The organism is Enterobacter cloacae complex sp. P42RS (genome assembly GCF_014930595.1).
In the GTDB taxonomy this organism is placed as follows: Bacteria; Pseudomonadota; Gammaproteobacteria; order Enterobacterales; family Enterobacteriaceae; genus Enterobacter; species Enterobacter bugandensis.
On the sequence record NZ_JADBRK010000012.1, the window covers coordinates 1 to 25,366 of the forward strand.

Consider the following 25,366-nt stretch of genomic DNA (forward strand, 5'->3'; position numbering starts at 1 on the left):
CCATGTGAGAGTAGGGAACTGCCAGGCATCAATCAAGAAGAACCCCGTACCGTAAGGTGCGGGGTTTTTTGCTTTGTGCGCCGGAAAATACCAAGTGGCGGCACCGACTGACCGTACCTACAATTGTTAAAACGATTTTAACAATGGTGCCGCTTTGACACGTCCCTTTAATTACCAACAAGATTTTGCCAACATTAATTTCCGTGACCATGCAGAGCTGTATCAGGTGGGGCGGGGAGAGCAGGGTGTGCTCATGGTGGAGCCTTACAAAAGCGAGATCCTTCCGCACTGGCGATACAAAGATGCTGAAGTTGCAGCGCGATCGGCAAAAGAAATTTACGCCCTGTTTGAAGAATATCGTCAGCAAAACGACTTTGTGGGTATGGATATGGCGCGTAAATTCATTCAGATGGGCTATACGCGCGCCAGGCGATACGCCAATCATAAAGACGGTAAAAAGTACGATGAGAAGCGCCAGGTAAAACCGCTGGATTGCGATCCCGTAAAAGCCGAAGCCGCCGCGGTCTTCAAAAAGTGGTGGGATAAAATTCGTGCAGATGAAGATTATTTGCAGCGAAAAAAGGCGCATCAGCAGAAGTGGGGATAATTACTACGTCCGCTAATAATTCGATACCTGATCGAGTTCACAAAACGTAATGAAACATATTGGAAACATTTTATTTACCTAACGATTCATTTTAAATCCGGTTTTACTGTTTGTGGGCAATGGCCCGCAATGTGAGACAGAGGATTTTAAAATGACAGAAACCGTAGCCAGTGCAGATACGGATAACACCAATTTGGCAGGTAAGGATACCCGTCGTCGGGTTTGGGCAATCGTTGGGGCCTCCTCGGGGAACCTCGTAGAGTGGTTTGACTTTTACGTCTATTCATTCTGTTCACTCTACTTTGCGCATATCTTTTTCCCGTCCGGGAATACCACCACTCAGCTTCTGCAAACCGCAGGCGTTTTTGCCGCCGGGTTCCTGATGCGCCCGATCGGTGGATGGCTGTTCGGCAGGATCGCAGACAGAAAAGGGCGCAAGACCTCCATGCTCATCTCCGTATGCATGATGTGCGTCGGCTCGCTGGTGATTGCCTGCCTGCCCGGATATGACACTATCGGAACATGGGCACCCGCGTTGCTGCTGCTGGCACGTCTGTTCCAGGGGCTGTCGGTCGGTGGGGAATACGGCACCAGTGCGACATACATGAGCGAAGTGGCGGTTGAAGGCCGAAAAGGTTTCTATGCATCATTCCAGTATGTGACCCTCATTGGCGGACAGCTGCTGGCGTTACTGGTTGTGGTGATCCTGCAACAAATCCTTAGCGATGAAGATTTGCACGCCTGGGGCTGGCGCATCCCGTTTGCTATGGGCGCTGCCCTGGCGGTTGTCGCCCTGTGGCTACGCCGTCAGCTTGATGAAACCTCTCAACAGGAGGTCAGGGCGCTGAAAGAGGCGGGCTCGATGAAGGGGCTCTGGCGAAACCGCAAAGCATTTTTGATGGTGTTAGGTTTTACCGCCGCGGGCTCGCTAAGTTTCTATACCTTTACCACCTACATGCAAAAATATCTGGTTAACACCACGGGCATGCATGCAAAAGTTGCGAGTGTCGTCATGACGGTGGCGTTACTCGTCTTTATGCTTATCCAGCCGATTGTCGGCGCGCTGTCGGACAAAATAGGTCGCCGCACCTCCATGCTGATCTTTGGCGGCATGCTCACCCTGGGTACCGTGCCGCTTTTGACTGCGCTACAGCAGACAACGTCGCCGTATGCCGCTTTCGCGCTGATCATGGTGGCACTCATTATTATCAGTTTTTACACGGCAATAAGTGGCATTTTGAAAGCGGAAATGTTTCCCGCACAGGTGAGGGCGCTGGGTGTTGGCCTCTCTTATGCGGTAGCGAATGCCCTGTTTGGCGGTTCGGCAGAGTATGTCGCGCTATCGCTTAAGTCGTGGGGCAGTGAAACGACCTTCTTCTGGTATGTCACCGTAATGGGAGCGCTGGCGTTTATTGTCTCGCTGATGCTGCATCGCAAAGGAAAAGGTATCCGCCTTTAATAATGTGCCATCTGCCAGACGGCGTAGCCGGTTGTTGCGCCGGCTACGTCCCAGGCGAAATCTTTCCAGCTCCAGCCGCTCCCTGCGGGGCGGCTATCCCATAGTTCTTTTGATGCCCCAAGGCCCACTGAGAACATCAACCCTATCGCCGCGCTACGGTCCCGGCTGTATCCCTGATGCTGCGCGTACTCATTACCGGCTGCAGACAGCATAGCGGAAGCGAGGAAGTGTTGTGCTTTGTCCTGACCGGACCAGCTATCATTGGCCATATGACTGCAGCCAGTCAGAAAGAAAGCGCTCAGTAACAGAGGAATACGCATCAACGGGCTCCATAAAAAAGCCCTGCGGGTAACAGGGCCTGGACATTACAGAATTCGGCTGATAAGTCGGTCAATACGGATACGACGCAAGCGGCGAATCAGCTTGCGAACTTTCACAGGATAATCGGCAATGCTCTGCAGCTCGCGGTAATGATTAACCACCGTGGTGTGCGTGCGAATCAACTCCAGTTCACGCTCACGCTGTGCGGCTAACTCATGCTGCGGGTCATGGATCAGGATCGCGTTTTCCAGATCCAGTCTCCACGCGCGCGGGTTCAGGTTGTTACCGGTCAGCAGCATCCACTCATCGTCGACCCACATACCTTTCAGATGGTAACTGTTGTCTTCATCTTTCCACAGACGCACAACCAGCTGGTCAGTGTTTACGTAATACTGTAAACGGCTGAGGAAGCGGCGCAGGTTAATTTCATAAAGATAAGGCAGCGCACCGATGATTTTGAACGGCTGATCTTCAGGAATGAAGAAGTCGTTCGCCGTTTTATCCCCGACGATAATTTCTACTTTTTTACCATCGCGCAGCAGCTGAATGATATTACGCACCAGTACGGCAGGAAGGTTAAAGTACGGCGTGCAGATGGTGAGCTTTTGCTCCGCGCACGGCATCAGATGGAAGATCGTTTTATTCAGCAGGCTTGATTTGCCAAGCCCAACCAGCGGAGTAACGGATAACTCTTCGTTGTTTGCGTCGCCCTGAAAATGGTAAACAGCATCGCGGAGCTCCTGGCGGAAGGCGCGAACATCGTTTTTGATTTCCGGGCTCTTAGGGCGCTCGGGATCGTCAAGGCGATTAACGCCACGGCCATGTACCAGGTTTTTATCAACCCAGTTAAACATGATATCGGCCATCTGAGGATTACGGATCAGATGGTAGCGGTCATAGCGATATTTATCGAGCTGATGAAGATAGACATCATTGAGGCTTGCGCCGCTGTAAAGCACGCTGTCATCGATGATGAATCCTTTAAAATGAAGGACGCCGAGCGCTTCGCGGGTATTCACCGGGACGCCATAAACAGGTACATCGACGCCAGGATTTTCCTGCGCCGTGCGGCAATACCAGTCTGCATTGGTGTTTGAAGCGGCCGCGCCAATACGGCCACGCTGGGCGCGATGCCAGTCAACCAGCACGCGAACATCCAGCTCCGGACGCTGACGCTTGGCTTCATAGAGCGCGTTCAGGATCGCACGCCCGCCTTCATCTTGTTCAAGATACAGGGCCACAATGCAAATGCGTCGCGTGGCACTGGCAATCTTTTCCAGAAGCGTCTCCCGAAAATGAGCGGGAGCGTAAAAGAACTCTACATCATCAACTGACTGAGAAATCTTCGGTAGTTGAGCAAGGTGTTGTTGATGTTTATTACGCTTAAATTTTGACAACATCACAGTGCGTTTCTTCTCTGTTCATTGAAGGGTTGTCTGTACCATGCAAACAACATAAGCGGACAATGATACCACCAGTCCCGTCCAAAGTGGGTAACATTTCCAGTAGCTTACTCGGGTTTGTCTGCTGGTGTCAGGCCGAGGGATAAGGCGACAATACCTTCGTCCAGCTGAATATCAACGTCAAATCCGAGTTTTCGCGCCAGGGTCACCATACCGCGATTGTTCGGCATAGTAATGCCATTCAGGCGTAACAATCCGTGATCTCGCGTATAACTGATGAGTTTTTCCAGCAGTCGTCTGCCCAGACCCAGGCCTTTAAGATCGGAGCGCACCAGCACAGCAAATTCCGCGTCAATGTTATCCGGATCGGAAATTGCGCGCGTCACGCCGAGGATCTCATCGCCCCGATCGGAACGTCGAACGGCGACAAACGCCATCTCTCGATCGTAGTCGATCTGGGTCATATTGGCTAAATCATCGTGGGTAAATTCGTTGATTTCGCTAAAGTAGCGATAATAGAGATCTTCTTTCGTAACCTGAGAAATAAAGGCACGCAGCTGCGGTTCATCTTCCGGCAGAATAGGGCGGAACAGGGCGCGTTCCCCATTCTTCATCTCGACCCACTCCTCCAGCTGCAGAGGATACGGACGGATCGCCAGGCGGCTCTCTCTGTCCCCTTCAAATGGCGCGATATCCAGCGTTACGTCCAGCGCCGTAAACTCAGTGCCGGAGGCGAGCAGCGGATGGATATCCAGCCGCTGGATCTCCGCACAATCTACAACCAGGTTAGACACCTGCACCAGGAATTGACTCAACCCGGCAATATCGAGCGGACGCAGGGCGCTGCGGCCACGGATCTTTTTGCTTTTAATCGCCTGAATGATCAGATAGCGCGCCAGATTCATGTTCAGCGGCGGTAGCGCCACCGCGGCCTGTTCCTCTGGACGCCACTCAACGCCGCCTTCCCCCAACATAATGAGCGGGCCGAAGACAGGATCGTGTTCAACCACCACCCGCAGTTCCTGGGCGCCCGCGCGGTGAGCCATGCTTTGCACCAGCAGTCCGTGGATCCGGGCCTGCGGCCAGGCCATTTTGACGCGATCGAAAATGGCATCGGCTGCCTGCTGCACCTCCGTTGCCGTACGCAGGTACAACATGACCCCCTGAACGTCAGACTTATGCGGGATATCGGGGGAACGAAGCTTAAGGGCGACCGGGTAGCCAATCTGTTCGGCTATATGTACGGCCTCAGCGCTGTCGCTGGCGATCCAGGTTGGCAGAGTTTGCATCCCGTAGCTGCCCAGTATGGGCTGCACTTCATGCGTATCAAGCGAGGTCGCGCCTTCTTCAATGGCCTGCTGTAACAGCCGATGAACGTCGACGGTGTTCGCCGTCAGGTTTCCGGGCAAGGCAGGTGTCTCACGCAGCTGTTTCTGGTTGCGGCGATATTCCACCATATGCATAAATGCCGTGATGGTGCCTTCCGGCGTGCGGTAGGTTGGCAGTCCGGCTTCACTGAACAAGCGTCGCGCCTCCTGAGAGGAAAACTCACCGCACCAGTTGGTCAGCAGGGTGACATATTTGCCGCGCGGATGATTTCGTACCGCCTCAATCAGCGCCCGCGCGCTTTCACTGCCCGGCGCGGCCGCGCTGGGGGAGTGGATAATCATCAGCGCATCGAAATCCTGGCTGTCCAGCAAAATGGAGATTGCCCTGATATAGCGATCGCTGCTGGCATCATCGCGCAAATCAAGCGGATTGCCGGGCGTCACGCTTGCCGGAAGCGCCTCTCTGAGGCGTTGCAGCGTCTCTTCACCCAGCGTGGCCAGCTTGCCGTTACGCAGCCAAAGCTCATCCAGCGCCAGCGCGGCAGGGGCCGCGCCATTGCTGACAATCATTAACTTCTCGCCGCGCAGCGGACGCATGTGGCTCAACGTCTCAACGGCGGAAAAAAGCTCGTGTGTATCCTGCACCCGCAGCAACCCCGCGCGCTGAATGGCAGCATCCCAGGCCGGATCCATACCGGAATGAGACTGCAGCAGACGCTGTGCCGCAGGGCTGCGACCGCTTTTGATAACGAGGATCGGTTTATTGCGCGATGCGCTACGCGAAGCGGAAACAAAACGACGGGCGTCGCTCAGGTGCTCAAGATAAAGGAGGATTGCGCTGGTTTTGCTGTCTCGCGCCAGGAAATCCAGCAGTTCGTCAACGTCAATATCCAGGCTGTCGCCCAGAGCAATGAAGTAGGAGAATCCCATTTCACGCTGCTGCGCCCAGTCAAGGATGGTGTTTGAGACCGCAGCCGACTGCGAGATAAACGCCAGCTTGCCTTTACGGATCGGCACCGGGGAGAAGCTGGCGTTCAGCCCCTGCCAGGGCGCGAGCAGACCCAGGCTGTTCGGCCCGAGAATGCGCATCTGATAGCGGCTGGCACAGGCCAGCAGTTCGGGCTGCTGTTCAGGCGGAGACGAGAGAATAATGCAGGTTTTACATCCTTTCTTGCCGAGTGACTCCAGCAGTTCCGGATTGCGTTTGGCGTTTGTACACAGAACGGCGAGATCCGGTACGAAAGGCAGGCTCTCCACGTCCGGCCAGGCAAGCACGCCCTGAACGGCCTTATAAGACGGCGTGACGGGCATAACGGGACCGTTAAATCCTCCGGCCAGCAGGTTGCGCATCATCAGATAGCCTGCACGATCCGGTTTCATTGATGCGCCGATGACGGCAATGGATTTAGGACGGAGTAGCGCTTCTAACCCTCTCTGGCTCATGCAGGCCTCCTGTGAATGCAAGCGACCTGATGATTTTAAACGCTTTCTGTCTCCGTTGCTGTGATGCTGCCCTTATGAACGGTTTTTCCCGCCAGATAGCGCTCCCGGAAGCATGAGAAATGGTTGCCCAGGGCGCCAGCTGCAGCGGTATCTCCTGCTAAATCCAGTAGCGCAATGGCGACTTCGGCAGTGCAGTATTGCCCGTCAGCATGCGCTTCGCGCAGGCGGTAGGCCGAGACGCGGGAAAGATCGACAGAAATAACCGGCAGAGCGTCGAGGTAAGGGCTTTTGCGAAACATTTTCCGCGCTTCGGTCCAGGTACCGTCCAGCATAATAAACAGCGGTGGTTTGCCAGATGGCGGCGCGGTAAGGACCTGACGCTGTTCACCCGCATAAGATGCCGGGAAAACCACCATCGGCTGGTAGTCCGGGCTTGCCACCAGGTCGAGCAGAGCCTGAGGTGGCTCAGTGCGCGACCACTGAAACGCGGCGGTATCCGGCAGAATATCGGCAATAAGACGCCCCGTATTACTGGGCTTCATCGGCTCGGTATCGAACATGACCAGACAAAAGCGGCTCTCCGCAGTACTTGGGGCCAGCGTCTCGCACAGACACACCTTCAGCGGCAGCAGGCAGCGCTGACAGCGACGTATGCGATTGCCACGAGCAAGAAAGGGGCGAGTAGCGCGCGCAAGGCGTTCGGCGCGTAATTTAAGGACAGCGTTATCAGTCATGGGCGAAATGGAGGAAAAACCCTATTTTCGCAGAGGCGGGAACGGGGCACAAGGTGTGCCCCGGGAATGTTACAGCGATTCGTTTAACCAGCTATCAAAAGGTGCTTTTGGAACCGCACCGTTGAGCATATCGATCACTTCACCATTTTTGAAAATCATGATGGTCGGGATACTGCGAATACGAAAACGTGCGCTTAGCTCGCGTTCGGCCTCGGTATTAACCTTAACGAACCGCATTTTTCCGCTGCGCTCTTCGGCCACATCTTCGAAGATTGGCGCGAAGCTGCGGCACGGACCGCACCATGGCGCCCAGAAATCGACCACCACCGGGAGATCGTCCTTGAGGAGTTTGTCCAGCGTAGCACCCGTCGCGTTAATGACATCGCCATCAAACAATTCATGGCCACAACGTCCGCATTTCGCACCGTCATCCATCCGATCGTCCGGAATGCGGTTTAAAGCCTGACAGTTGGCACATACGGTATTCATAACTAACCTCTGATAGAGCCGTGGGACAGCGGCAGAACGCCGATAATGTTTCTGATATGTTACATATTATCAGTGAGCCTGTATGAAACGACAATGCGTTTTATTCAATGGGAACAATAGTCACAGGCTTTTGTACGAAATTATGGCTATGCGCTGGCACATCGGGTAATCTGCGCGCTTCGCGCAGCGCTGGTGGAGAAAAGCATGAACGACGAAATGAAAAACAAAAGCGGCAAGGTCAAAGTGATGTATGTCCGCAGTGATGATGACTCTGATAAACGCACCCAAAATCCGCGTACCGGAAAAGGTGGCGGGCGTCCAGCGTCCTCTCGTGCAGACGGTGGCCGTCGCCCCGCCCGCGATGACAGAAATAACCGCGGTGATGACCGCAAACGTGATGACCGCAAGCGTGACGATCGCAAGCGCGATGACCGTCCGCGTGATGACTTCTCACGTGATAACGCCTCTCCGTGGCGCACCGTTTCTCGCGCCCCTGGCGATGAGACGCCGGAAAAAGCCGATCACGGCGGTATCAGCGGTAAAAGCTTTATCGACCCGGAAGTGCTGCGTCGTCAGCGCGCGGAAGAGACCCGCGTATATGGCGAGAACGCCTGCCAGGCGCTGTTCCAGAGCCGTCCTGAGTGTATCGTCCGCGCCTGGTTTATCCAGAGCGTGACCCCGCGCTTTAAAGAAGCGCTGCGCTGGATGGCCGCGAACCGCAAAGCTTACCACGTGGTTGATGATGCTGAACTGACAAAAGCGTCCGGTACCGAGCACCACGGCGGCGTCTGCTTCCTGATTAAAAAACGTAACGGCACGACAGTTCAGCAGTGGGTCAGCCAGGCAGATGCCGATGACTGCGTGCTGGCGCTGGAAGACGTGGGCAACCCGCACAACCTGGGCGCAATGATGCGCAGCTGCGCGCATTTTGGCGTGAAGGGCGTGCTGCTGCAGGATGCCGCGCTGCTGGAATCCGGCGCCGCGATCCGTACTGCGGAAGGCGGAGCCGAGCACGTACAGCCGATCACCGGCGACAGCGTTCTGGATGCCCTCGAGCAGTTCCGTAAAGCGGGCTATTCCATCGTGACCACATCCAGCCATGCCGGTACGCCGCTGTTTAAAGCGACGCTGCCGCGCAAGATGGTGCTGGTGTTGGGTCAGGAACGCGATGGTCTGTCTGATGCGGCGCTCTCCAGTTCGGATCTGAGCGTCTCCATCGACGGGACGGGCAATGTGGAAAGTCTGAACGTATCCGTTGCGACCGGCGTGCTGCTGGCCGAGTGGTGGCGTCAGAATAAGGCATAAGCCTCTTATGTGCCGGGCCTGACCCGGCACATTCAAACCCTACTCGCTCTCTGCCGGTAACACAGGCATCCAGTCAATTGGCGTTTCGCCACGTTTTTCCAGCCATTCATTTGCCAGAACAAAATGATTACTGCCAAAGAAACCGCGATGGGCAGACAACGGTGACGGGTGCGGTGCCTTCAACACGTGATGACGCTGACGATCGATAATTGCCCCTTTCTTCTGCGCGTGAGAACCCCAGAGTAAAAACACGACCCCTTCACGATGCTCGTTGATAAGGCTGATAACTTTATCGGTAAAGGTTTCCCACCCAAGGCTGGCGTGCGAGTGCGCCTGGCCCGCCCGTACGGTGAGCACCGTGTTCAATAACAGCACGCCCTGGCGCGCCCAGCTTTCCAGATAACCGTGGTTGGGGCGGGTAAACCCGGACACGGTTCCCTCAAGCTCTTTATACATGTTGAGCAGAGAAGGGGGGATCGCCACGCCTGGGCGTACGGAAAATGCCAGCCCGTGCGCCTGCCCAGGGCCGTGATAGGGATCCTGGCCCAGAATGACGACTTTCACATCGCTCAACTCGGTATAGCGAAACGCGTTGAATACATCTTTTTGCGGCGGATAAATCGTTTGCCCGGACTGACGCTCAGCGGCAACGGTACTGAGCGTATTGATAAAATAAGGCTGCTGCTTTTCTTCTGCCAGCACGTCATGCCAGGTTAAAGGTGTCGTCATGTCGCTCTCCTGCGAATCTCAATCTGTCACTAGCTTACCTGTTTAACGCTTGTGAGCAAAATTACGCGCTGAAATGCGTGCTAAGTCGTTAAATTTATTTTGAAATGATGCAGGTTAAGTTGAGTTGATGGGGGTATGAAATTGATCTAAAGCAATAAATTCAAACCACACTCTTCATGTGGTTGGTGTTTTTGTTGATTTAAATCAATAAATCGCCGTGGTGTGAATGATATATATACACACAAGAAACAATGGTTTTACCAATTGGCCGCGTAAGGCCAGCATCAGTTAATGTAGCCTAAGGGAGGCAACACATGATTACAGGTATCCAGATTACCAAAGCGGCAAATGACGATCTGCTCAACTCTTTCTGGCTGCTGGACAGCGAGAAAAATGAAGCGCGCTGTGTGGTTGCGAAAGCGGGTTTTGCTGAAGATGAAATCGTACCGGTGAATAAACTGGGCGAAATCGAATACCGTGAAATCCCAATGGAAGTGCAGCCGGAAGTGCGCGTTGAAGGGGGTCAGCACCTGAACGTTAACGTGCTGCGCCGCGAAACGCTGATGGATGCCGTTGAGCACCCGGAAAAATACCCACAGCTGACTATCCGCGTGTCTGGTTATGCGGTTCGCTTTAACTCACTGACTCCAGAACAGCAGCGCGACGTTATCGCCCGTACCTTTACTGAAAGCCTGTAAGGCCTCAGCCACGGGGGGGAACAAAAAAGCCGGGGATTACCCCGGCTTTTTCTTACTCTTCAGTCTTCGTTTCCTGCGCGGCAGCGCTTGGCTTACGACGCTTACCAATGTTTTTGGTATCGCGGTGGCGCTGCTTCACGCGCGGCTTCTCTTTTTCTTTCTCTTTTCTCTCAGCACGTTTCGCGAGCGCTTTCTTGGACGGTTTACCCGTCATTTTTTCACTCGGCGCACGTGTGGTTGGGCGCAAGCCATCAATAACGCGCGCTTTCAGCGGCTCGTCAACATAGCGGCCAATTTTCTGCAGCAGCAGGTAGTCATGGGCTTCAACCAGTGAAATTGCAATCCCTTTGCGGCCCGCGCGACCGGTACGGCCAATGCGGTGCAGGTAGGTATCTCCGCTGCGCGGCATATCGAAGTTAATGACATGGCTCACGTCAGGGATGTCGATCCCGCGGGCGGCAACGTCTGTTGCGACCAGCACGTTAACGCGGCCATCGGTCAGGCGCTTAATGCCTTCGGTACGCTTGATCTGCGCCATCTCACCTTCAAGATAGCAGTTGTTGATCCCGGCGTTGCGCAGCATTTCAGCCAGCTCGTGCACGCGCTCGCGCTTACGCACAAACACGATAGTGCGGGTTGCGTCTTCCTGCTTCAGCAGGTGCTTGAGCAGCTCAACCTTATGCTCAAGGTTGTCCGCACGGTAATACCACTGATGGATTTTTTTACGCTCTCGCGTGGATGGCGTCGCAGAGACTTCCACCGGATCTTCCAGCAGACGCTCTGCGAAGTCTTTAATCGCATCCCCTTCAAGGGTGGCAGAGAACAGCATCGTCTGGTTACGCCAGCGCGTTTCACCTGCAATATGCTCGATATCCTGCGCAAAGCCCATGTCCAGCATGCGGTCCGCTTCGTCGAGGATCAGCGTTTCTACCGCGCGGCAGTCGAAGTTTTCTTCTTTAATATACTGCAGCAGGCGGCCCGTCGTCGCGACGACGATGTCCTGGTTTTCGCTGAACACTTCGGCGTGGTTCATATACGCAACGCCGCCGGTGATGGTGGCGATATCCAGATGCGTATTCGCCGCGAGTTCACGCGCGTGATCGGCAACCTGCATGGCCAGCTCGCGCGTAGGCGTCAGGATCAAAATACGCGGCGGGCCAGATTTTTTACGTGGAAAGTCGAGCAGGTGCTGCAACACAGGCAGCAAATAGGCTGCTGTCTTCCCCGTGCCGGTTGGCGCAGAACCGAGCACATCGCGGCCCTCAAGCGCAGGCGGAATGGCCGCTGCCTGAATGGCGGTCGGGCGTGTAAAGCCTTTGCTCTCAAGAGCATTGAGCAGGCTTTCATCGAGTTCAAGTTCGGAAAAAGTCGTTACAGTCATGTTCTACCTCTGTGTGGGGCGCTGATTATAGACGTTACGGCTGTAATCTTCATCTGTTTGTATGGATATCGCTTTGCGGCCACTTCGCTTTCCCCTATGCTACTCCAGTTTCACTTAGAAGGTTGCCCTGACATGTCTCAACTCAAAGCGCAGCTGCGCCGCGATGGTTTTACGTTTAAACAATTTTTTGTCGCTCACGATCGCTGTGCCATGAAAGTCGGTACAGACGGCATTTTATTGGGAGCATGGGCACCTGTCGCAGGTGTTAAGCGTATTCTTGATATCGGTACCGGCAGCGGGCTGGTGGCCTTGATGCTGGCGCAGCGTACTGAAGAGCATGTCACTATTGATGCCGTGGAGCTGGATGCGCAGGCCGCAGGGCAGGCGGGTGAAAACGCGGCCGAGTCACCCTGGGCTGACCGGATAACCGTTAAGTGTGCGGACGTGCTGGCCTGGGCGCCAGAGCAGACGGCGCGTTACGATCTGATTGTCAGCAACCCCCCTTACTACGAGCCCGGCGTGGAGTGCGGTACACCGGAGCGTGAACAGGCGCGCTATACCGGTTCACTCGATCACAAAGCGCTGCTCGTCAACGCGGCTGAGCTTATCTCAGAAGAGGGCTTTTTCTGCGTGGTGCTGCCAGAAAGTACGGGCAACACGTTTATCGCTACCGCGCAGGAGATCGGCTGGACGTTACGTTTGCGAACTGACATCTCTGATACAGAAGGCCGATTGCCGCACCGCGTGCTGCTGGCGCTTTCGCCAAAAGAGGGTGAGTGTTTTAATGACCGTATGGTGATCCGTGGGCCAGACCAGCGTTACTCCGAAGATTACACGGCTCTGACCCAGGCGTTTTATTTGTTTATGTAAACCTGCGGGGCGAGTATCGACGGGCCGGACTCAGCAAGCCGATCCGGGTAGTCGAGTGTATAGTGCAAACCGCGGCTCTCTTTACGCATCATCGCGCAGCGAACAATCAGCTCGGCAACCTGCACCAGATTGCGCAGCTCCAGCAGATTATTGGAGACGCGGAAATGGGCATAATATTCATCAATTTCCTGCTGCAGCATCGTAATGCGGCGCAACGCGCGTTCCAGACGTTTCGTGGTGCGCACAATCCCAACGTAGTCCCACATAAACAGCCGCAGCTCATGCCAGTTGTGCTGGATCACCACAAGCTCGTCCGGGTTCTCCACGCGGCTTTCATCCCAGGCCGGTAAACGCTCTGTTTCACGGGCGTAAGGCATGCGCTTCGTGATGTCCTCCGCCGCTGACCAGCCGTACACCAGACATTCAAGCAGCGAGTTAGACGCCATACGGTTTGCGCCGTGTAGCCCGGTATAGCTGACCTCACCAATAGCATACAGACCGTCTACATCAGTGCGTCCGTGATCGTCAACCATCACGCCGCCGCAGGTATAGTGGGCGGCTGGCACAATGGGCACCGGATCGCGTGTTAAATCAATGCCAAGATTGAGCAGTTTTTCGTAAATCATCGGGAAGTGCTGGCGAATGAATTCTGCCGGCTTATGGCTGATATCGAGATACATGCAGTCCACGCCAAGGCGCTTCATTTCGTGGTCGATGGCGCGGGCAACAATATCACGCGGCGCCAGTTCACCGCGGGCGTCAAAGTCCGGCATAAAGCGGGTACCGTCAGGGCGTTTCAGATAAGCCCCTTCGCCGCGCAGGGCTTCCGTCAGCAGGAAATTTCGCGCCTGAGGGTGGAACAGGGCGGTGGGGTGAAACTGATTAAATTCGAGATTCGCCACGCGGCAGCCGGCGCGCCAGGCCATAGCGATACCGTCCCCGGAAGCAATATCGGGATTTGTGGTGTACTGATACACCTTAGAGGCGCCACCTGTAGCCAACACCACAGCCTTCGCCTGACAGGTTTCCACCTTCTCTTTATTACGGTTCCAGACCCACGCTCCCACCACGCGACGCGTGCCGGGCAGGCCTATCTTGTCGGAAATGATCAGATCAACCGCGTTGCTCCGCTCAAGGACCCGGATGTTAGGATGGTTCAGCGCTTTGCTGACCAGCGTGGTTTCCACTTCTTTTCCGGTAGCATCCGCGGCGTGCAGGATGCGGCGGTGGCTATGGCCGCCTTCACGCGTTAAGTGGTAGCTCTCTTCACCGTTGGGCTGAACCTGAGTATCGAATAAAACACCCTGATCGATAAGCCACTGAACGCAATGGCGGGCATTGCTGGCGACAAACTCTGCCGCGTGCGCATCCACGATCCCGGCCCCGGCAATCAGCGTATCTTCCACATGTGACGCAATGCTGTCGGTCTCGTCAAATACCGCGGCAATGCCGCCCTGAGCATAAAATGTGGAGCCTTCACTTATCGGGCCTTTGCTCAGAACGATAACGTTCTGATGTTCAGCCAGACGCAGCGCCAAAGAGAGACCGGCAGCGCCGCTGCCGATGATCAGTACATCACAATGAAGTTCAGGTGTTGTATTCATGATTGTTGTTTAATTTACTAAACAGCGTTGGGGCAGAATAGCACCTGAATGCGAGATATTGCACGTTTTTTTTAATGGAAGTTGCAATGACTAAACGCACTGACAGGGGTAAACGAAGGGTAAATAAATGAAATTATTTTGCGAAGCAGATCGTTAGCGTCAGATTTTGTGGTGAAATAAAGCCTGTGTTGCGTTACTCTTCTGGCGGGAAAAAGATGTTTCTTGTCAGAAAGTGGTGCGTATCGTGAACAGACTTATAATGAGAGAAAATGAACGGTCTGCGGCGCGATGAACAAAAACAAAGGCGTTACGGAACTTATTGAAGATCAGACACTCTAAGCTGGTGCTTGCTCAAAGTGCGGTAGTTATAGAGTGGCGTTTCGATAACGCGTGGAATTTAGGTTTGGGGAGACATTACCTCGGATGAGCGAGCAGTTAACGGACCAGGTCCTGGTTGAACGGGTCCAGAAGGGAGATCAGAAAGCCTTTAACCTACTGGTGGTGCGCTACCAGCATAAGGTGGCGAGTCTGGTTTCCCGCTATGTACCGTCAGGTGATGTACCTGATGTGGTGCAAGAGTCTTTTATTAAGGCCTATCGCGCGCTGGAATCTTTCCGGGGAGATAGTGCTTTTTATACCTGGCTGTACCGTATTGCTGTCAATACGGCAAAGAATTACCTGGTTGCTCAGGGTCGTCGTCCGCCGTCCAGTGATGTAGACGCTATCGACGCCGAAAACTTCGAAAGTGGCGGTGCGCTGAAAGAAATTTCGAACCCTGAGAACTTAATGTTGTCAGAAGAACTGAGACAAATTGTTTTTCGCACGATCGAGTCACTCCCGGAAGATTTACGCATGGCAATTACGTTACGGGAGCTTGATGGTCTGAGCTATGAAGAGATAGCCGCTATCATGGATTGTCCGGTCGGCACGGTTCGTTCACGAATTTTCCGTGCGCGAGAAGCTATTGATAATAAAGTTCAACCGCTTATCAGGCGTTGACGATAGCGGGATACTGGAAAAGGTATTAGGCATGCAGAAAGAAAAACTTTCCGCTTTAATGGATGGTGAGACGCTGGATAGTGAGCTGCTCAACGAGCTGTCTCATTCTCCCGAAATGCAAGAGACCTGGGAGAGTTACCATCTCATCCGTGACACGCTGCGCGGTGATACCGGAGAGGTTCTCCATTTCGATATCTCAGCCCGCGTGATGGCGGCCATCGAGAATGAGCCTGTTCATCAGACCACTCCGCTGATTCCTGAAGCGCAACCCGCACCGCACCAGTGGCAGAAAATGCCGTTCTGGCAAAAAGTGCGTCCGTGGGCCAGCCAGCTCACCCAAATGGGGGTGGCTGCATGCGTATCGCTTGCAGTTATCGTTGGCGTCCAGCACTATAATACTCAGTCTGAAACTAATCAGCAGCCAGAAGCGCCAGTGTTTAACACACTGCCGATGATGGGCAAAGCCAGCCCGGTAAGTCTGGGCGTACCGGCTGATGCCTCCGCCAGCGGCGGTCAGCAACAGCAGGTTCAGGAGCAGCGCCGTCGCATTAATGCGATGTTGCAGGATTATGAGTTGCAGCGTCGTCTGCACTCTGAACAGCTTCAGTTTGAGCAGGCCCAAACTCAGCAAGCTGCTGTGCAGGTGCCCGGAAACCAAACTTTAGGAACGCAATCGCAGTAATGAAGCAACTTTGGTTCGCCATGTCTCTGATGGCGGGTAGCCTGTTCTTCTCTGCTAACGCCTCGGCTGATGTTTCATCCGGGGCGTTGTTGCAGCAAATGAATCTGGCCAGCCAGTCACTCAATTACGAGTTGGCATTTATCAGCATCAACAAGCAGGGCGTCGAGTCGTTACGCTATCGCCATGCCCGTCTTGATAACCAGCCGCTCGCCCAGCTTTTACAGATGGATGGCCCGCGTCGGGAAGTTGTCCAGCGTGGCAACGAAATCAGCTATTTCGAGCCCGGTCTGGAGCCTTTCACGCTGAATGGCGACTATATCGTTGATTCTCTACCGTCGCTTATCTATACCGACTTCAAACGACTTGCCCCTTACTATGATTTTATTTCGGTAGGGCGTACCCGTATTGCAGACAGGCTGTGTGAAGTGATCCGCGTGGTTGCGCGCGATGGCACACGCTACAGCTATATCGTCTGGATTGATGCGGAAACCAAGCTGCCGATGCGCGTGGACCTGCTCGACCGCGACGGCGAGACGCTTGAACAGTTCCGCGTCATCTCCTTCAGCGTGAACAATCAGGTTGGCAACAGCATGCAGAATCTGGCGAAGGCCAGCCTGCCGCCGCTGCTTTCTGTTCCTGCAGGGGACTCCGCTAATTTCAACTGGGTTCCTTCCTGGATACCGCAAGGCTTTAGCGAAGTGTCCAGCAGCCGTCGTCAGTTGCCCACCATTGATACGCCGGTTGAATCACGCCTCTATTCCGATGGCTTGTTCAGCTTCTCGGTGAATATCAACCGCGCAACGGCAAACAGCGCTGAACAAATGCTTCGTACCGGGCGTCGTACGGTCAGCACCACGGTTCGCGATAACGCAGAAATCACGATTGTGGGGGAATTACCTCCGCAGACGGCGAAGCGCATTTCAGACAGCATTAAATTCAGGGCCGCACAATGATTAAAGAGTGGGCGACCGTCGTCTCGTGGCAGAATGGTATTGCGCTGGTCAGCTGTGATGTTAAAGCCTCATGCAATAGCTGCGCATCCCGAGCCGGTTGTGGCAGTCGCGTGCTAAATAAGTTAGGGCCACAGACATCGCATACAATCTCCGTGCCGAGCGAACAGCCGCTGGTGGCGGGTCAGAAGGTGGAACTGGGCATTACGGAAGGCAGTCTGCTGAGTTCCGCTATGCTGGTCTATCTCTCCCCGCTGGTGGGGCTGTTTGTCATGGGCGGCCTTTTTCAGATGCTGTTTGGTACCGACGTGGCCGCCATGTGCGGCGCAGCTTTGGGTGGCGTAGGGGGATTCTGGCTTGCCAAAGGCATCTCACCGAAGCTCGCCGCGCGCGATGAGTGGCAGCCCGTTATTCTGAGCGTTGCGCTGGCGCCTGACCAACTTCGCGTCGAGACGCTCTCTTCTGAGGCCCGGTGATCCACCGGGCTTTATCATTATTTACATCTCAAAAAAGAAAACGCCATTTCTTCGCGCTATGCTTGGCTCTAAGTGCATTTCCAGGTTGCGGGTATGTAGTGTAGAATGCTGCGTTTTCGCACTGAAAAACGTCAGGCTAAGAACAGCGGCCTCCAGGAATTCGTAAGGCATAATTATTTAACTATATGAAGAACATACGTAACTTTTCGATCATTGCTCACATTGACCACGGTAAGTCGACGCTGTCTGACCGTATTATCCAGATTTGCGGTGGCCTGTCTGATCGTGAAATGGCAGCCCAGGTACTGGACTCCATGGACCTGGAACGCGAACGCGGTATCACCATCAAAGCGCAGAGCGTGACGCTCGACTATAAAGCTTCTGATGGCGAAACCTATCAACTGAACTTTATCGACACCCCAGGCCACGTTGACTTCTCCTATGAAGTATCACGCTCGCTGGCGGCCTGTGAAGGTGCGCTGCTGGTGGTCGATGCCGGGCAGGGCGTAGAAGCCCAGACCCTGGCGAACTGCTACACCGCGATGGAAATGGATCTCGAGGTTGTGCCGGTTCTGAACAAAATCGACCTGCCCGCCGCCGATCCTGAGCGCGTGGCGGAAGAGATTGAAGACATTGTCGGCATTGACGCGACCGACGCCGTACGCTGCTCCGCGAAAACCGGTGTGGGTGTGACCGACGTGCTGGAACGCCTGGTACGTGATATTCCGGCCCCGGAAGGCGACCCGGATGGTCCATTGCAGGCGCTGATCATCGACTCATGGTTCGATAACTACCTGGGCGTGGTCTCTCTGGTGCGTATCAAAAACGGCACCATGCGTAAAGGCGACAAAATCAAGGTTATGAGTACCGGACAGGTCTACAACGCAGACCGTCTGGGTATCTTCACGCCAAAACAGGTTGACCGTACCGAGCTGAAATGCGGCGAGGTAGGCTGGCTGGTCTGCGCGATTAAAGACATCCTCGGCGCGCCAGTAGGTGATACCCTGACCGGCGCGCGTAACCCGGCAGACAAAGCGCTGCCTGGCTTCAAAAAGGTGAAACCGCAGGTTTACGCGGGTCTGTTCCCGGTCAGCTCTGACGACTACGAAAACTTCCGCGATGCGCTCGGCAAGCTGAGCCTGAACGATGCCTCCCTGTTCTACGAGCCAGAAAGTTCAACGGCGCTGGGCTTCGGCTTCCGCTGCGGCTTCCTCGGCCTGCTGCACATGGAGATCATTCAGGAACGTCTGGAGCGTGAATACGATCTGGATCTGATCACCACCGCACCAACGGTAGTCTACGAAGTGGAAACCACCTCGAAAGAAGTGATCTACGTCGACAGCCCGTCCAAGCTGCCGCCGCTGAACAACATTCACGAGCTGCGCGAGCCTATTGCAGAATGTCACATGCTGCTGCCGCAGGAGTTCCTGGGGAACGTTATTACGCTCTGTATTGAGAAGCGTGGCGTGCAGACTAACATGGTTTACCACGGTAACCAGGTGGCGCTGACCTATGAAATCCCTATGGCGGAAGTGGTACTCGACTTCTTCGACCGTCTGAAGTCTACCTCCCGTGGCTATGCGTCACTGGATTACAACTTCAAGCGTTTCCAGGCCTCCAACATGGTGCGCGTGGACGTGCTGATCAACGGCGAGCGTGTGGATGCGCTGGCGCTGATCACCCACAACGACAATGCGCCGTACCGTGGCCGCGAGCTGGTTGAGAAGATGAAAGATCTGATCCCACGTCAGCAGTTTGACATTGCGATTCAGGCGGCCATCGGTAACCACATCATTGCCCGCTCAACCGTGAAGCAGCTACGTAAAAACGTTCTGGCGAAGTGCTATGGCGGTGACGTCAGCCGTAAGAAAAAGCTGCTGCAGAAGCAGAAAGAAGGTAAGAAGCGTATGAAGCAGGTCGGTAACGTTGAGCTGCCGCAGGAAGCATTCCTTGCCATTCTTCATGTCGGTAAAGACGGCAAATAACCTTTAAGGAGTTGGCATGGCGAACATGTTTGCCCTGATCCTGGTCATCGCTACGCTGGTGACAGGCCTGCTGTGGTGCCTGGATAAGTTTATCTTCGCCCCAAAACGCCGTGAACGTCAGGCTGCCGCGCAGGCAGCGACTGGCGATGCGCTTGACGCGAAAACCCTGAAGAAAGTTGGCCCGAAACCGGGCTGGCTGGAAACGGGCGCGTCGGTGTTTCCGGTGCTGGCGATTGTGCTGGTGGTACGTTCGTTTATTTATGAGCCGTTCCAGATCCCATCGGGATCAATGATGCCAACGCTGCTGATCGGTGATTTTATTCTGGTTGAGAAGTTTGCCTACGGCATTAAAGATCCGATTTACCAGAAAACGCTGATCGAAACGGGGCATCCGAAACGTGGCGACATCGTGGTGTTTAAATATCCGGACGATCCGCGTCTGGATTACATTAAGCGCGCGGTGGGTCTGCCGGGTGATAAAGTGACCTACGATCCGGTTGCGAAGGAAGTCACCGTTCAGCCGGGCTGCAGCTCCGGTACCGCGTGTGAAAACGCGCTGCCAATCACCTACTCAAACGTTGAGCCAAGTGATTTCGTGCAGACTTTCGCCCGTCGTAACGGCGGTGAAGCGACCAGCGGGTTCTTCCAGGTGCCAAAAGGTGAAACCAAAGAGAACGGCATTCGTCTGGTTGAGCGCAAAGAGACGCTGGGCGATGTCACTCACCGCATTCTGACCGTGCCAATCGCGCAGGACCAGGTGGGGATGTATTACAAACAGCCGGGTCAGCAGCTGGCCAGCTGGATCGTACCGCCGGGACACTACTTCATGATGGGCGATAACCGCGATAACTCCGCGGACAGCCGTTACTGGGGCTTTGTGCCGGAAGCGAATCTGGTGGGTAAAGCAACCGCGATCTGGATGAGTTTTGAGAAGCAGGAAGGCGAGTGGCCGACCGGCGTGCGCCTGAATCGTATTGGCGGAATCCATTAATTCTCAGGAAAAGAACACGTAGCCGCGTTATTTCGCGGCTACGTGAATTATTTCCTCGATAAATCTCTTTGAACTAACGACATCCCCTGTCGTTGTGTATAGAATATTCCCCCGAAGTTTAAGGTTGGCCCTGCAAGGGTGCCACGGCACACGAAACCGCGTTGGTTTTCTCAGGTCGGTTTCGTGTGCTGCATTTTTGACGCATTCATTTATTGGTATCGCATGAACCCCATCGTAATTAATCGGCTTCAACGGAAGCTGGGCTACACTTTTCATCATCAGGAGTTGTTGCAACAGGCATTAACCCATCGCAGTGCCAGCAGCAAACATAATGAGCGTCTCGAGTTTCTGGGTGACTCTATTTTAAGTTTCGTGATTGCGAATGCGCTTTATCATCGTTTCCCGCGCGTGGACGAAGGTGATATGAGCCGCATGCGCGCCACGCTGGTGCGCGGCAACACCCTCGCTGAAATCGCGCGCGAATTTGAACTGGGCGAATGTCTGCGTCTTGGGCCGGGTGAACTGAAAAGCGGCGGCTTCCGTCGTGAATCTATTCTTGCCGATACGGTCGAAGCATTAATTGGTGGCGTGTTCCTGGACAGCGATATCCAGACCGTAGAAAAGCTGATCCTTAACTGGTATCAGACCCGTCTGGACGAAATTAGCCCGGGCGATAAACAAAAAGATCCGAAAACGCGCCTGCAGGAATATTTGCAGGGCCGTCATCTGCCGCTGCCATCCTATCTGGTGGTGCAGGTTCGTGGCGAAGCGCACGATCAGGAATTTACCATCCATTGCCAGGTCAGTGGCCTGAGTGAACCGGTGGTGGGCACAGGTTCAAGCCGCCGTAAGGCTGAACAGGCTGCCGCCGAACAGGCGTTAAAAATGCTGGAGCTGGAATGAGCGAAGAAAAAACCTATTGCGGATTTATTGCCATCGTCGGACGTCCGAACGTCGGCAAATCCACCCTGCTGAATAATCTGCTTGGGCAGAAGATTTCTATCACCTCGCGTAAGGCGCAAACCACGCGTCACCGCATCGTCGGCATCCATACTGAAGGCGCGTATCAGGCAATCTACGTCGATACTCCTGGCCTGCACATGGAAGAGAAGCGTGCCATTAACCGTCTGATGAACAAGGCGGCGAGCAGCTCCATCGGCGACGTAGAGCTGGTGATTTTCGTAGTGGAAGGCACCCGCTGGACGCCGGACGACGAAATGGTACTGAACAAGCTGCGTGACGGCAAAACGCCGGTGATCCTCGCGGTCAACAAAGTTGACAACGTGCAGGAAAAAGCAGACCTGCTGCCGCACCTGCAGTGGCTGGGCAGCCAGATGAACTTCCTGGATATCGTTCCGCTGTCTGCTGAGACCGGCCTGAACGTTGATACCATCGCGGGCATCGTACGCAAGCATCTGCCGGAAGCGATTCACCACTTCCCGGAAGATTACATCACCGATCGCTCTCAGCGCTTTATGGCGTCTGAAATCATCCGTGAAAAGCTGATGCGTTTCCTGGGCGCCGAGCTGCCTTACTCTGTGACGGTGGAGATCGAGCGTTTCCAGAGCAACGAGCGCGGTGGCTACGACATTAACGGCCTGATCCTCGTCGAGCGTGAAGGGCAGAAGAAGATGGTGATCGGCAACAAAGGCGCCAAGATCAAAACCATCGGTATCGAAGCCCGTAAGGACATGCAGGAGATGTTCGAAGCGCCAGTTCATCTGGAACTGTGGGTGAAGGTGAAATCTGGCTGGGCCGATGATGAGCGTGCTCTGCGCAGCCTCGGTTACGGCGAAGATCAGTAACTCAAGACGACGAGTATAATGGAAGGTTGGCAGCGCGCCTTCGTTCTCCATAGTCGTCCCTGGAGCGAAACCAGCCTGATGCTGGACGTCTTCACGGAAGAGTCGGGCCGCGTGCGCCTTGTTGCGAAAGGCGCACGTTCCAAACGTTCTAATTTGAAGGGTGCCCTACAGCCTTTTACGCCGCTGCTGGTTCGCTTTGGCGGGCGAGGGGAAGTCAAAACCTTGCGCAGCGCTGAAGCCGTCTCTCTGGCGCTTCCCCTTTCTGGCATCACGCTCTACAGCGGTCTGTATGTCAACGAGCTCATCTCCCGCGTCCTTGAACATGAGACTCGCTTCTCGGAACTTTTCTTCGATTATCTGCACTGTATCCAGGCTCTGGCGGGTGCGACCGGCACGCCCGAACCCGCCCTGCGTCGTTTCGAACTGGCGCTGCTGGGCCACCTCGGGTACGGCGTGGATTTTCTGCACTGCGCAGGCAGCGGTGATGAGGTGGAAGACACCATGACCTACCGCTACCGCGAAGAAAAAGGCTTTATTGCCAGCGTCGTCGTTGATAACAGTACTTTTACTGGACGCCAGCTCAGAGCACTTTATGAACGCGAGTTTCCGGACGCCGATACCCTGCGCGCAGCAAAACGCTTTACCCGGATTGCCCTCAAGCCGTATCTTGGCGGCAAGCCCTTAAAGAGCCGCGAATTATTCAGGCAGTTTATGCCCAAACGTTAGACCACAGCATCAGAAAGAAAACCGAGGATTGTCATGGCTGAATTACTGTTAGGCGTTAACATCGACCACATCGCCACCCTGCGCAACGCGCGCGGCACGGCGTATCCCGATCCGGTTCAGGCGGCGTTTATCGCTGAACAGGCTGGTGCAGACGGCATTACCGTTCACCTGCGTGAAGACCGCCGCCACATTACCGACCGCGACGTGCGCATTCTTCGTCAGACGCTGGACACCCGTATGAATCTGGAGATGGCGGTCACCGAAGAGATGCTGACCATTGCCTGCGAGACCAAACCGCACTTCTGCTGCCTGGTGCCGGAAAAACGCCAGGAAGTGACCACCGAAGGCGGGCTGGACGTGGCGGGGCAGCAGGACAAAATGCGCGATGCCTGCAAGCGCCTGGCGGATGCCGGTATCCTGGTTTCTCTGTTTATCGACGCCGATTTCGCGCAGATTAAAGCGGCAGCCGACGTGGGCGCGCCGTATATCGAAATTCACACCGGCTGCTATGCCGATGCTAAAAACGATGCCGAGCAGGCCAAAGAGCTGGAGCGTATCGCCAAAGCGGCCACCTACGCCGCGAGCCTGGGACTGAAGGTTAATGCCGGTCACGGCCTGACCTACCACAACGTGAAGGCCATTGCCGCCCTGCCGGAAATGCACGAGCTGAACATCGGCCACGCCATTATTGGCCGCGCGGTGATGAGCGGCCTGAAAGAGGCGGTATCAGAGATGAAACGCCTGATGCTGGAAGCGCGTCAGTAATGGCCATTTTGGGCTTAGGCACCGATATCGTCGAAATAGCCCGCATCGAAGCGGTGATCGCCCGGAGCGGCGATCGCCTCGCAAGGCGCGTGCTGAGCGATAACGAATGGGCCATCTGGGAGGCGCACCAGCAGCCGGTGCGTTTTCTGGCAAAGCGCTTTGCGGTAAAAGAGGCGGCAGCCAAAGCGTTCGGGACCGGCATTCGTAACGGCCTGGCATTTAACCAGTTCGAAGTTTTTAATGATGAGCTGGGCAAACCGCGCCTGCGTCTGTGGGGTGAAGCGCAAAAGCTGGCGGAGAAGCTGGGGGTGAATCATATGCACGTGACGATCGCAGATGAACGCCACTATGCCAGCGCGACGGTGATTATCGAAAGCTAAATTTTGTCCGCGTGGTGCATCAGGACAAATTTATCCCACAACTGCTCTTCGCTCTCGACGTGTGTCGGATCCTTCAGAATAGTGTTGGGGATCGGGCACACCTTCTGGCAGGTCGGCGTCTCATAGTGGCCGACGCATTCCGTGCAGCGGTCGCTGTTAATCTCGTAAATGCTGTCGCCCATCGAAATCGCCTGGTTCGGGCATTCGGGTTCGCACATATCGCAATTGATGCATTTTTTGGTAATTAACAGCGCCATCAGGAAATTCTCAGAAACAACACAAACTGGGCGGGCATTATACGCGTCAAACCAGTTTCTTTACCAGTTCTTCGCTGTGACGAATGCGCTCAGGCGCGCGCTCCAGATCCTGCTGTACCAGCGCCATAAACAGCAGGTCCGTCAGCATCATTTGTGCGCTGGTGGACGAAATTGCCGCGCTGCGCGTGGCCTGCTCTTCGGCAATGGTATACAAACAGCGCGTTGCCCGCTGCTGCAGCGCATTAGGCGTAAAGCCGGTGATCGCCAGAATTTTGCCGCCGACGCGCAGGGCTTCGTCGGTCGCCATGTTGATCTCGCGGCGCTCGCCGGAGTAGGAGATGGCCAGCAGCAGATCGTCAGGATCCATCGCCTGCACGGTCGCCAGCAGGGCGTGCATATCCTGCTCGACGATGGCGTTAAAACCGATTTTAGTCAGCTTCCAGCCAAAATTACGCGCCACCAGACCGGACGCGCCAATACCGGTTAAAATAATTCGCCGCGCCGCCCGCAGCATCGCCACGCTTTCCAGTAATTTCTCTTCGGTATTCACGTCCAGCGTGGCGTGCATGGCCGCCACATTCTCCTTGATCAGCTTTTCCCCAACCAGACGCATCGGGTCATCGCCGCGGATCTGGTTATGCACCGGCATGGACTGCGGATTCGGGTTACTCACCAGCGCTTCGCTGATTGCCAGCTTAAGAGCGGGAAAACCCTTAAACCCGATCTTCTGGGCAAATTTCACCACGCTTGACTGGCTCACTCCAGCTTCGCTTGCCAGCTGCTGTGAGCTGAGGTGGCGGGCGCGATCGGGCTGAGAAAGCAGAAAATCCGCCAGCTTTTTGTCGCTTTGAGCAAAGCCGGCGTAGCGCTGGCGAATGCGAATTAAACAGTTCATGAGTACTCCCGGCGGAAATGTGATTGTCTGCGCAAAAACGAATTCTGCTCGCCTGAATGAATTTTATATTCCATTATAGTGTGA

At 54.9% G+C, this 25,366-nt stretch carries 27 protein-coding genes; 17 read left to right on the top strand and 10 right to left on the bottom strand.

Translation table 11 applies throughout. The features are described from left to right. Positions 1 to 154: 154 nt before the first annotated feature. The gene (locus IM314_RS14805) at positions 155 to 607 is read left to right on the top strand and encodes a DUF4385 domain-containing protein (RefSeq protein WP_193359155.1); all 453 of its coding nucleotides are present in this window, start codon (positions 155 to 157) and stop codon (positions 605 to 607) included. Between the two features lie 151 nt (positions 608 to 758). Continuing rightward, entirely contained in the window at positions 759 to 2,066 is a 1,308-nt protein-coding gene (locus IM314_RS14810; protein ID WP_045630972.1) for an MFS transporter, read from the top strand. On the opposite strand, the gene IM314_RS14815 is transcribed toward IM314_RS14810, so the two are convergent. The 5 genes from IM314_RS14815 to trxC all read right to left on the bottom strand — a co-directional run bounded on the left by IM314_RS14815 (position 2,063) and on the right by trxC (position 7,784). Beyond that, positions 2,063 to 2,386 carry a YfiM family lipoprotein gene (locus IM314_RS14815; RefSeq protein WP_045260160.1) on the bottom strand — a complete coding sequence of 108 codons (324 nt, stop codon included), beginning with the start codon at positions 2,384 to 2,386 and terminating at the stop codon, positions 2,063 to 2,065. The two genes, IM314_RS14810 and IM314_RS14815, sit on opposite strands and share 4 nt — an antisense overlap. 45 nt (positions 2,387 to 2,431) lie before the next feature. Further along, the gene (gene pssA, locus IM314_RS14820) at positions 2,432 to 3,787 is read right to left on the bottom strand and encodes a CDP-diacylglycerol--serine O-phosphatidyltransferase (RefSeq protein WP_023331103.1); all 1,356 of its coding nucleotides are present in this window, start codon (positions 3,785 to 3,787) and stop codon (positions 2,432 to 2,434) included. 110 nt (positions 3,788 to 3,897) lie between these two features. Further along, on the bottom strand, positions 3,898 to 6,561 hold the full coding sequence (gene pat, locus IM314_RS14825; protein ID WP_047364185.1) for a protein lysine acetyltransferase: 2,664 nt from the start codon (positions 6,559 to 6,561) through the stop codon (positions 3,898 to 3,900). Positions 6,562 to 6,596: 35 nt separating this feature from the next. Beyond that, a complete protein-coding gene (gene tapT / locus IM314_RS14830; protein ID WP_045260163.1) occupies positions 6,597 to 7,295 on the bottom strand; it encodes a tRNA-uridine aminocarboxypropyltransferase in 699 nt (232 codons plus the stop codon). 69 nt (positions 7,296 to 7,364) lie between these two features. Then, the gene (gene trxC / locus IM314_RS14835) at positions 7,365 to 7,784 is read right to left on the bottom strand and encodes a thioredoxin TrxC (protein ID WP_028014108.1); all 420 of its coding nucleotides are present in this window, start codon (positions 7,782 to 7,784) and stop codon (positions 7,365 to 7,367) included. Between the two features lie 204 nt (positions 7,785 to 7,988). Here trxC and IM314_RS14840 point away from each other — a divergent pair, with 204 nt between their 5' ends. After that, complete coding sequence (locus tag IM314_RS14840) at positions 7,989 to 9,089, top strand: tRNA/rRNA methyltransferase (RefSeq protein WP_041908658.1); 1,101 nt, start codon at positions 7,989 to 7,991, stop codon at positions 9,087 to 9,089. Positions 9,090 to 9,128: 39 nt separating this feature from the next. On the opposite strand, the gene ung is transcribed toward IM314_RS14840, so the two are convergent. Next, positions 9,129 to 9,818: a uracil-DNA glycosylase gene (ung, locus tag IM314_RS14845; protein ID WP_193359154.1), complete on the bottom strand. Its 690-nt coding sequence runs from the start codon at positions 9,816 to 9,818 to the stop codon at positions 9,129 to 9,131. Between the two features lie 314 nt (positions 9,819 to 10,132). Here ung and grcA point away from each other — a divergent pair, with 314 nt between their 5' ends. Next, positions 10,133 to 10,516, top strand: a complete 384-nt coding sequence (gene grcA, locus IM314_RS14850; RefSeq protein ID WP_006176733.1) for an autonomous glycyl radical cofactor GrcA — start codon at positions 10,133 to 10,135, stop codon at positions 10,514 to 10,516. Positions 10,517 to 10,568: 52 nt separating this feature from the next. Here the strand turns inward: grcA and srmB are convergent, their stop codons facing one another. Then, positions 10,569 to 11,897, bottom strand: a complete 1,329-nt coding sequence (gene srmB / locus IM314_RS14855) for an ATP-dependent RNA helicase SrmB (protein ID WP_041908660.1) — start codon at positions 11,895 to 11,897, stop codon at positions 10,569 to 10,571. 132 nt (positions 11,898 to 12,029) lie between these two features. Here srmB and IM314_RS14860 point away from each other — a divergent pair, with 132 nt between their 5' ends. After that, positions 12,030 to 12,767 carry a tRNA1(Val) (adenine(37)-N6)-methyltransferase gene (locus IM314_RS14860; RefSeq protein ID WP_028014104.1) on the top strand — a complete coding sequence of 246 codons (738 nt, stop codon included), beginning with the start codon at positions 12,030 to 12,032 and terminating at the stop codon, positions 12,765 to 12,767. On the opposite strand, the gene nadB is transcribed toward IM314_RS14860, so the two are convergent. Continuing rightward, positions 12,752 to 14,371, bottom strand: coding sequence for an L-aspartate oxidase (gene nadB / locus IM314_RS14865; RefSeq protein WP_045630975.1), 1,620 nt, complete (start codon positions 14,369 to 14,371; stop codon positions 12,752 to 12,754). The genes IM314_RS14860 and nadB overlap by 16 nt on opposite strands. 343 nt (positions 14,372 to 14,714) lie before the next feature. On the opposite strand from nadB, the gene rseD reads away from it, so the two are divergent. From rseD to acpS, 12 genes are all read left to right on the top strand, one after another. After that, positions 14,715 to 14,798, top strand: coding sequence for a rpoE leader peptide RseD (rseD, locus tag IM314_RS22140; protein ID WP_231940818.1), 84 nt, complete (start codon positions 14,715 to 14,717; stop codon positions 14,796 to 14,798). Then, positions 14,795 to 15,370, top strand: coding sequence for an RNA polymerase sigma factor RpoE (gene rpoE, locus IM314_RS14875; RefSeq protein WP_028014102.1), 576 nt, complete (start codon positions 14,795 to 14,797; stop codon positions 15,368 to 15,370). Before rseD ends, rpoE begins: the two co-directional genes overlap by 4 nt. Positions 15,371 to 15,401: 31 nt before the next feature. Then, entirely contained in the window at positions 15,402 to 16,052 is a 651-nt protein-coding gene (gene rseA, locus IM314_RS14880) for an anti-sigma-E factor RseA (RefSeq protein WP_014832926.1), read from the top strand. Continuing rightward, positions 16,052 to 17,005, top strand: a complete 954-nt coding sequence (gene rseB, locus IM314_RS14885) for a sigma-E factor regulatory protein RseB (RefSeq protein ID WP_041908666.1) — start codon at positions 16,052 to 16,054, stop codon at positions 17,003 to 17,005. The genes rseA and rseB overlap by 1 nt, the downstream gene beginning before the upstream one ends. Continuing rightward, positions 17,002 to 17,478, top strand: a complete 477-nt coding sequence (gene rseC, locus IM314_RS14890) for a SoxR-reducing system protein RseC (protein WP_045260167.1) — start codon at positions 17,002 to 17,004, stop codon at positions 17,476 to 17,478. The genes rseB and rseC overlap by 4 nt, the downstream gene beginning before the upstream one ends. 185 nt (positions 17,479 to 17,663) lie before the next feature. Next, the gene (gene lepA / locus IM314_RS14895; protein WP_028014099.1) at positions 17,664 to 19,463 is read left to right on the top strand and encodes a translation elongation factor 4; all 1,800 of its coding nucleotides are present in this window, start codon (positions 17,664 to 17,666) and stop codon (positions 19,461 to 19,463) included. 16 nt (positions 19,464 to 19,479) lie between these two features. Beyond that, positions 19,480 to 20,454: a signal peptidase I gene (lepB, locus tag IM314_RS14900; protein ID WP_047364182.1), complete on the top strand. Its 975-nt coding sequence runs from the start codon at positions 19,480 to 19,482 to the stop codon at positions 20,452 to 20,454. Between the two features lie 222 nt (positions 20,455 to 20,676). Then, positions 20,677 to 21,357: a ribonuclease III gene (gene rnc / locus IM314_RS14905; RefSeq protein ID WP_003860711.1), complete on the top strand. Its 681-nt coding sequence runs from the start codon at positions 20,677 to 20,679 to the stop codon at positions 21,355 to 21,357. Further along, on the top strand, positions 21,354 to 22,259 hold the full coding sequence (gene era, locus IM314_RS14910) for a GTPase Era (RefSeq protein ID WP_028014097.1): 906 nt from the start codon (positions 21,354 to 21,356) through the stop codon (positions 22,257 to 22,259). Before rnc ends, era begins: the two co-directional genes overlap by 4 nt. 18 nt (positions 22,260 to 22,277) lie before the next feature. After that, on the top strand, positions 22,278 to 22,985 hold the full coding sequence (recO, locus tag IM314_RS14915) for a DNA repair protein RecO (RefSeq protein ID WP_028014096.1): 708 nt from the start codon (positions 22,278 to 22,280) through the stop codon (positions 22,983 to 22,985). Between the two features lie 33 nt (positions 22,986 to 23,018). Further along, complete coding sequence (gene pdxJ / locus IM314_RS14920; protein ID WP_041908673.1) at positions 23,019 to 23,750, top strand: pyridoxine 5'-phosphate synthase; 732 nt, start codon at positions 23,019 to 23,021, stop codon at positions 23,748 to 23,750. Next, the gene (gene acpS, locus IM314_RS14925; RefSeq protein ID WP_028014094.1) at positions 23,750 to 24,130 is read left to right on the top strand and encodes a holo-ACP synthase; all 381 of its coding nucleotides are present in this window, start codon (positions 23,750 to 23,752) and stop codon (positions 24,128 to 24,130) included. Before pdxJ ends, acpS begins: the two co-directional genes overlap by 1 nt. On the opposite strand, the gene IM314_RS14930 is transcribed toward acpS, so the two are convergent. Further along, positions 24,127 to 24,387: a YfhL family 4Fe-4S dicluster ferredoxin gene (locus IM314_RS14930; protein WP_028014093.1), complete on the bottom strand. Its 261-nt coding sequence runs from the start codon at positions 24,385 to 24,387 to the stop codon at positions 24,127 to 24,129. The genes acpS and IM314_RS14930 overlap by 4 nt on opposite strands. 46 nt (positions 24,388 to 24,433) lie before the next feature. Further along, positions 24,434 to 25,282, bottom strand: coding sequence for a MurR/RpiR family transcriptional regulator (locus IM314_RS14935; protein ID WP_028014092.1), 849 nt, complete (start codon positions 25,280 to 25,282; stop codon positions 24,434 to 24,436). Positions 25,283 to 25,366 lie beyond the last annotated feature (84 nt).

Excerpts from the sequence above, each read along its gene's own strand:
- IM314_RS14810 (WP_045630972.1), top strand. The coding sequence starts at position 759 with ATGACAGAAACCGTAGCCAGTGCAGATACGGATAACACCAATTTGGCA.
- IM314_RS14815 (WP_045260160.1), bottom strand. The coding sequence starts at position 2,386 with ATGCGTATTCCTCTGTTACTGAGCGCTTTCTTTCTGACTGGCTGCAGT.
- pssA (WP_023331103.1), bottom strand. The coding sequence starts at position 3,787 with ATGTTGTCAAAATTTAAGCGTAATAAACATCAACAACACCTTGCTCAA.
- pat (WP_047364185.1), bottom strand. The coding sequence starts at position 6,561 with ATGAGCCAGAGAGGGTTAGAAGCGCTACTCCGTCCTAAATCCATTGCC.
- tapT (WP_045260163.1), bottom strand. The coding sequence starts at position 7,295 with ATGACTGATAACGCTGTCCTTAAATTACGCGCCGAACGCCTTGCGCGC.
- trxC (WP_028014108.1), bottom strand. The coding sequence starts at position 7,784 with ATGAATACCGTATGTGCCAACTGTCAGGCTTTAAACCGCATTCCGGAC.
- IM314_RS14840 (WP_041908658.1), top strand. The coding sequence starts at position 7,989 with ATGAACGACGAAATGAAAAACAAAAGCGGCAAGGTCAAAGTGATGTAT.
- ung (WP_193359154.1), bottom strand. The coding sequence starts at position 9,818 with ATGACGACACCTTTAACCTGGCATGACGTGCTGGCAGAAGAAAAGCAG.
- grcA (WP_006176733.1), top strand. The coding sequence starts at position 10,133 with ATGATTACAGGTATCCAGATTACCAAAGCGGCAAATGACGATCTGCTC.
- srmB (WP_041908660.1), bottom strand. The coding sequence starts at position 11,897 with ATGACTGTAACGACTTTTTCCGAACTTGAACTCGATGAAAGCCTGCTC.
- IM314_RS14860 (WP_028014104.1), top strand. The coding sequence starts at position 12,030 with ATGTCTCAACTCAAAGCGCAGCTGCGCCGCGATGGTTTTACGTTTAAA.
- nadB (WP_045630975.1), bottom strand. The coding sequence starts at position 14,371 with ATGAATACAACACCTGAACTTCATTGTGATGTACTGATCATCGGCAGC.
- rpoE (WP_028014102.1), top strand. The coding sequence starts at position 14,795 with ATGAGCGAGCAGTTAACGGACCAGGTCCTGGTTGAACGGGTCCAGAAG.
- rseA (WP_014832926.1), top strand. The coding sequence starts at position 15,402 with ATGCAGAAAGAAAAACTTTCCGCTTTAATGGATGGTGAGACGCTGGAT.
- rseB (WP_041908666.1), top strand. The coding sequence starts at position 16,052 with ATGAAGCAACTTTGGTTCGCCATGTCTCTGATGGCGGGTAGCCTGTTC.
- rseC (WP_045260167.1), top strand. The coding sequence starts at position 17,002 with ATGATTAAAGAGTGGGCGACCGTCGTCTCGTGGCAGAATGGTATTGCG.
- lepA (WP_028014099.1), top strand. The coding sequence starts at position 17,664 with ATGAAGAACATACGTAACTTTTCGATCATTGCTCACATTGACCACGGT.
- lepB (WP_047364182.1), top strand. The coding sequence starts at position 19,480 with ATGGCGAACATGTTTGCCCTGATCCTGGTCATCGCTACGCTGGTGACA.
- rnc (WP_003860711.1), top strand. The coding sequence starts at position 20,677 with ATGAACCCCATCGTAATTAATCGGCTTCAACGGAAGCTGGGCTACACT.
- era (WP_028014097.1), top strand. The coding sequence starts at position 21,354 with ATGAGCGAAGAAAAAACCTATTGCGGATTTATTGCCATCGTCGGACGT.
- recO (WP_028014096.1), top strand. The coding sequence starts at position 22,278 with ATGGAAGGTTGGCAGCGCGCCTTCGTTCTCCATAGTCGTCCCTGGAGC.
- pdxJ (WP_041908673.1), top strand. The coding sequence starts at position 23,019 with ATGGCTGAATTACTGTTAGGCGTTAACATCGACCACATCGCCACCCTG.
- acpS (WP_028014094.1), top strand. The coding sequence starts at position 23,750 with ATGGCCATTTTGGGCTTAGGCACCGATATCGTCGAAATAGCCCGCATC.
- IM314_RS14930 (WP_028014093.1), bottom strand. The coding sequence starts at position 24,387 with ATGGCGCTGTTAATTACCAAAAAATGCATCAATTGCGATATGTGCGAA.
- IM314_RS14935 (WP_028014092.1), bottom strand. The coding sequence starts at position 25,282 with ATGAACTGTTTAATTCGCATTCGCCAGCGCTACGCCGGCTTTGCTCAA.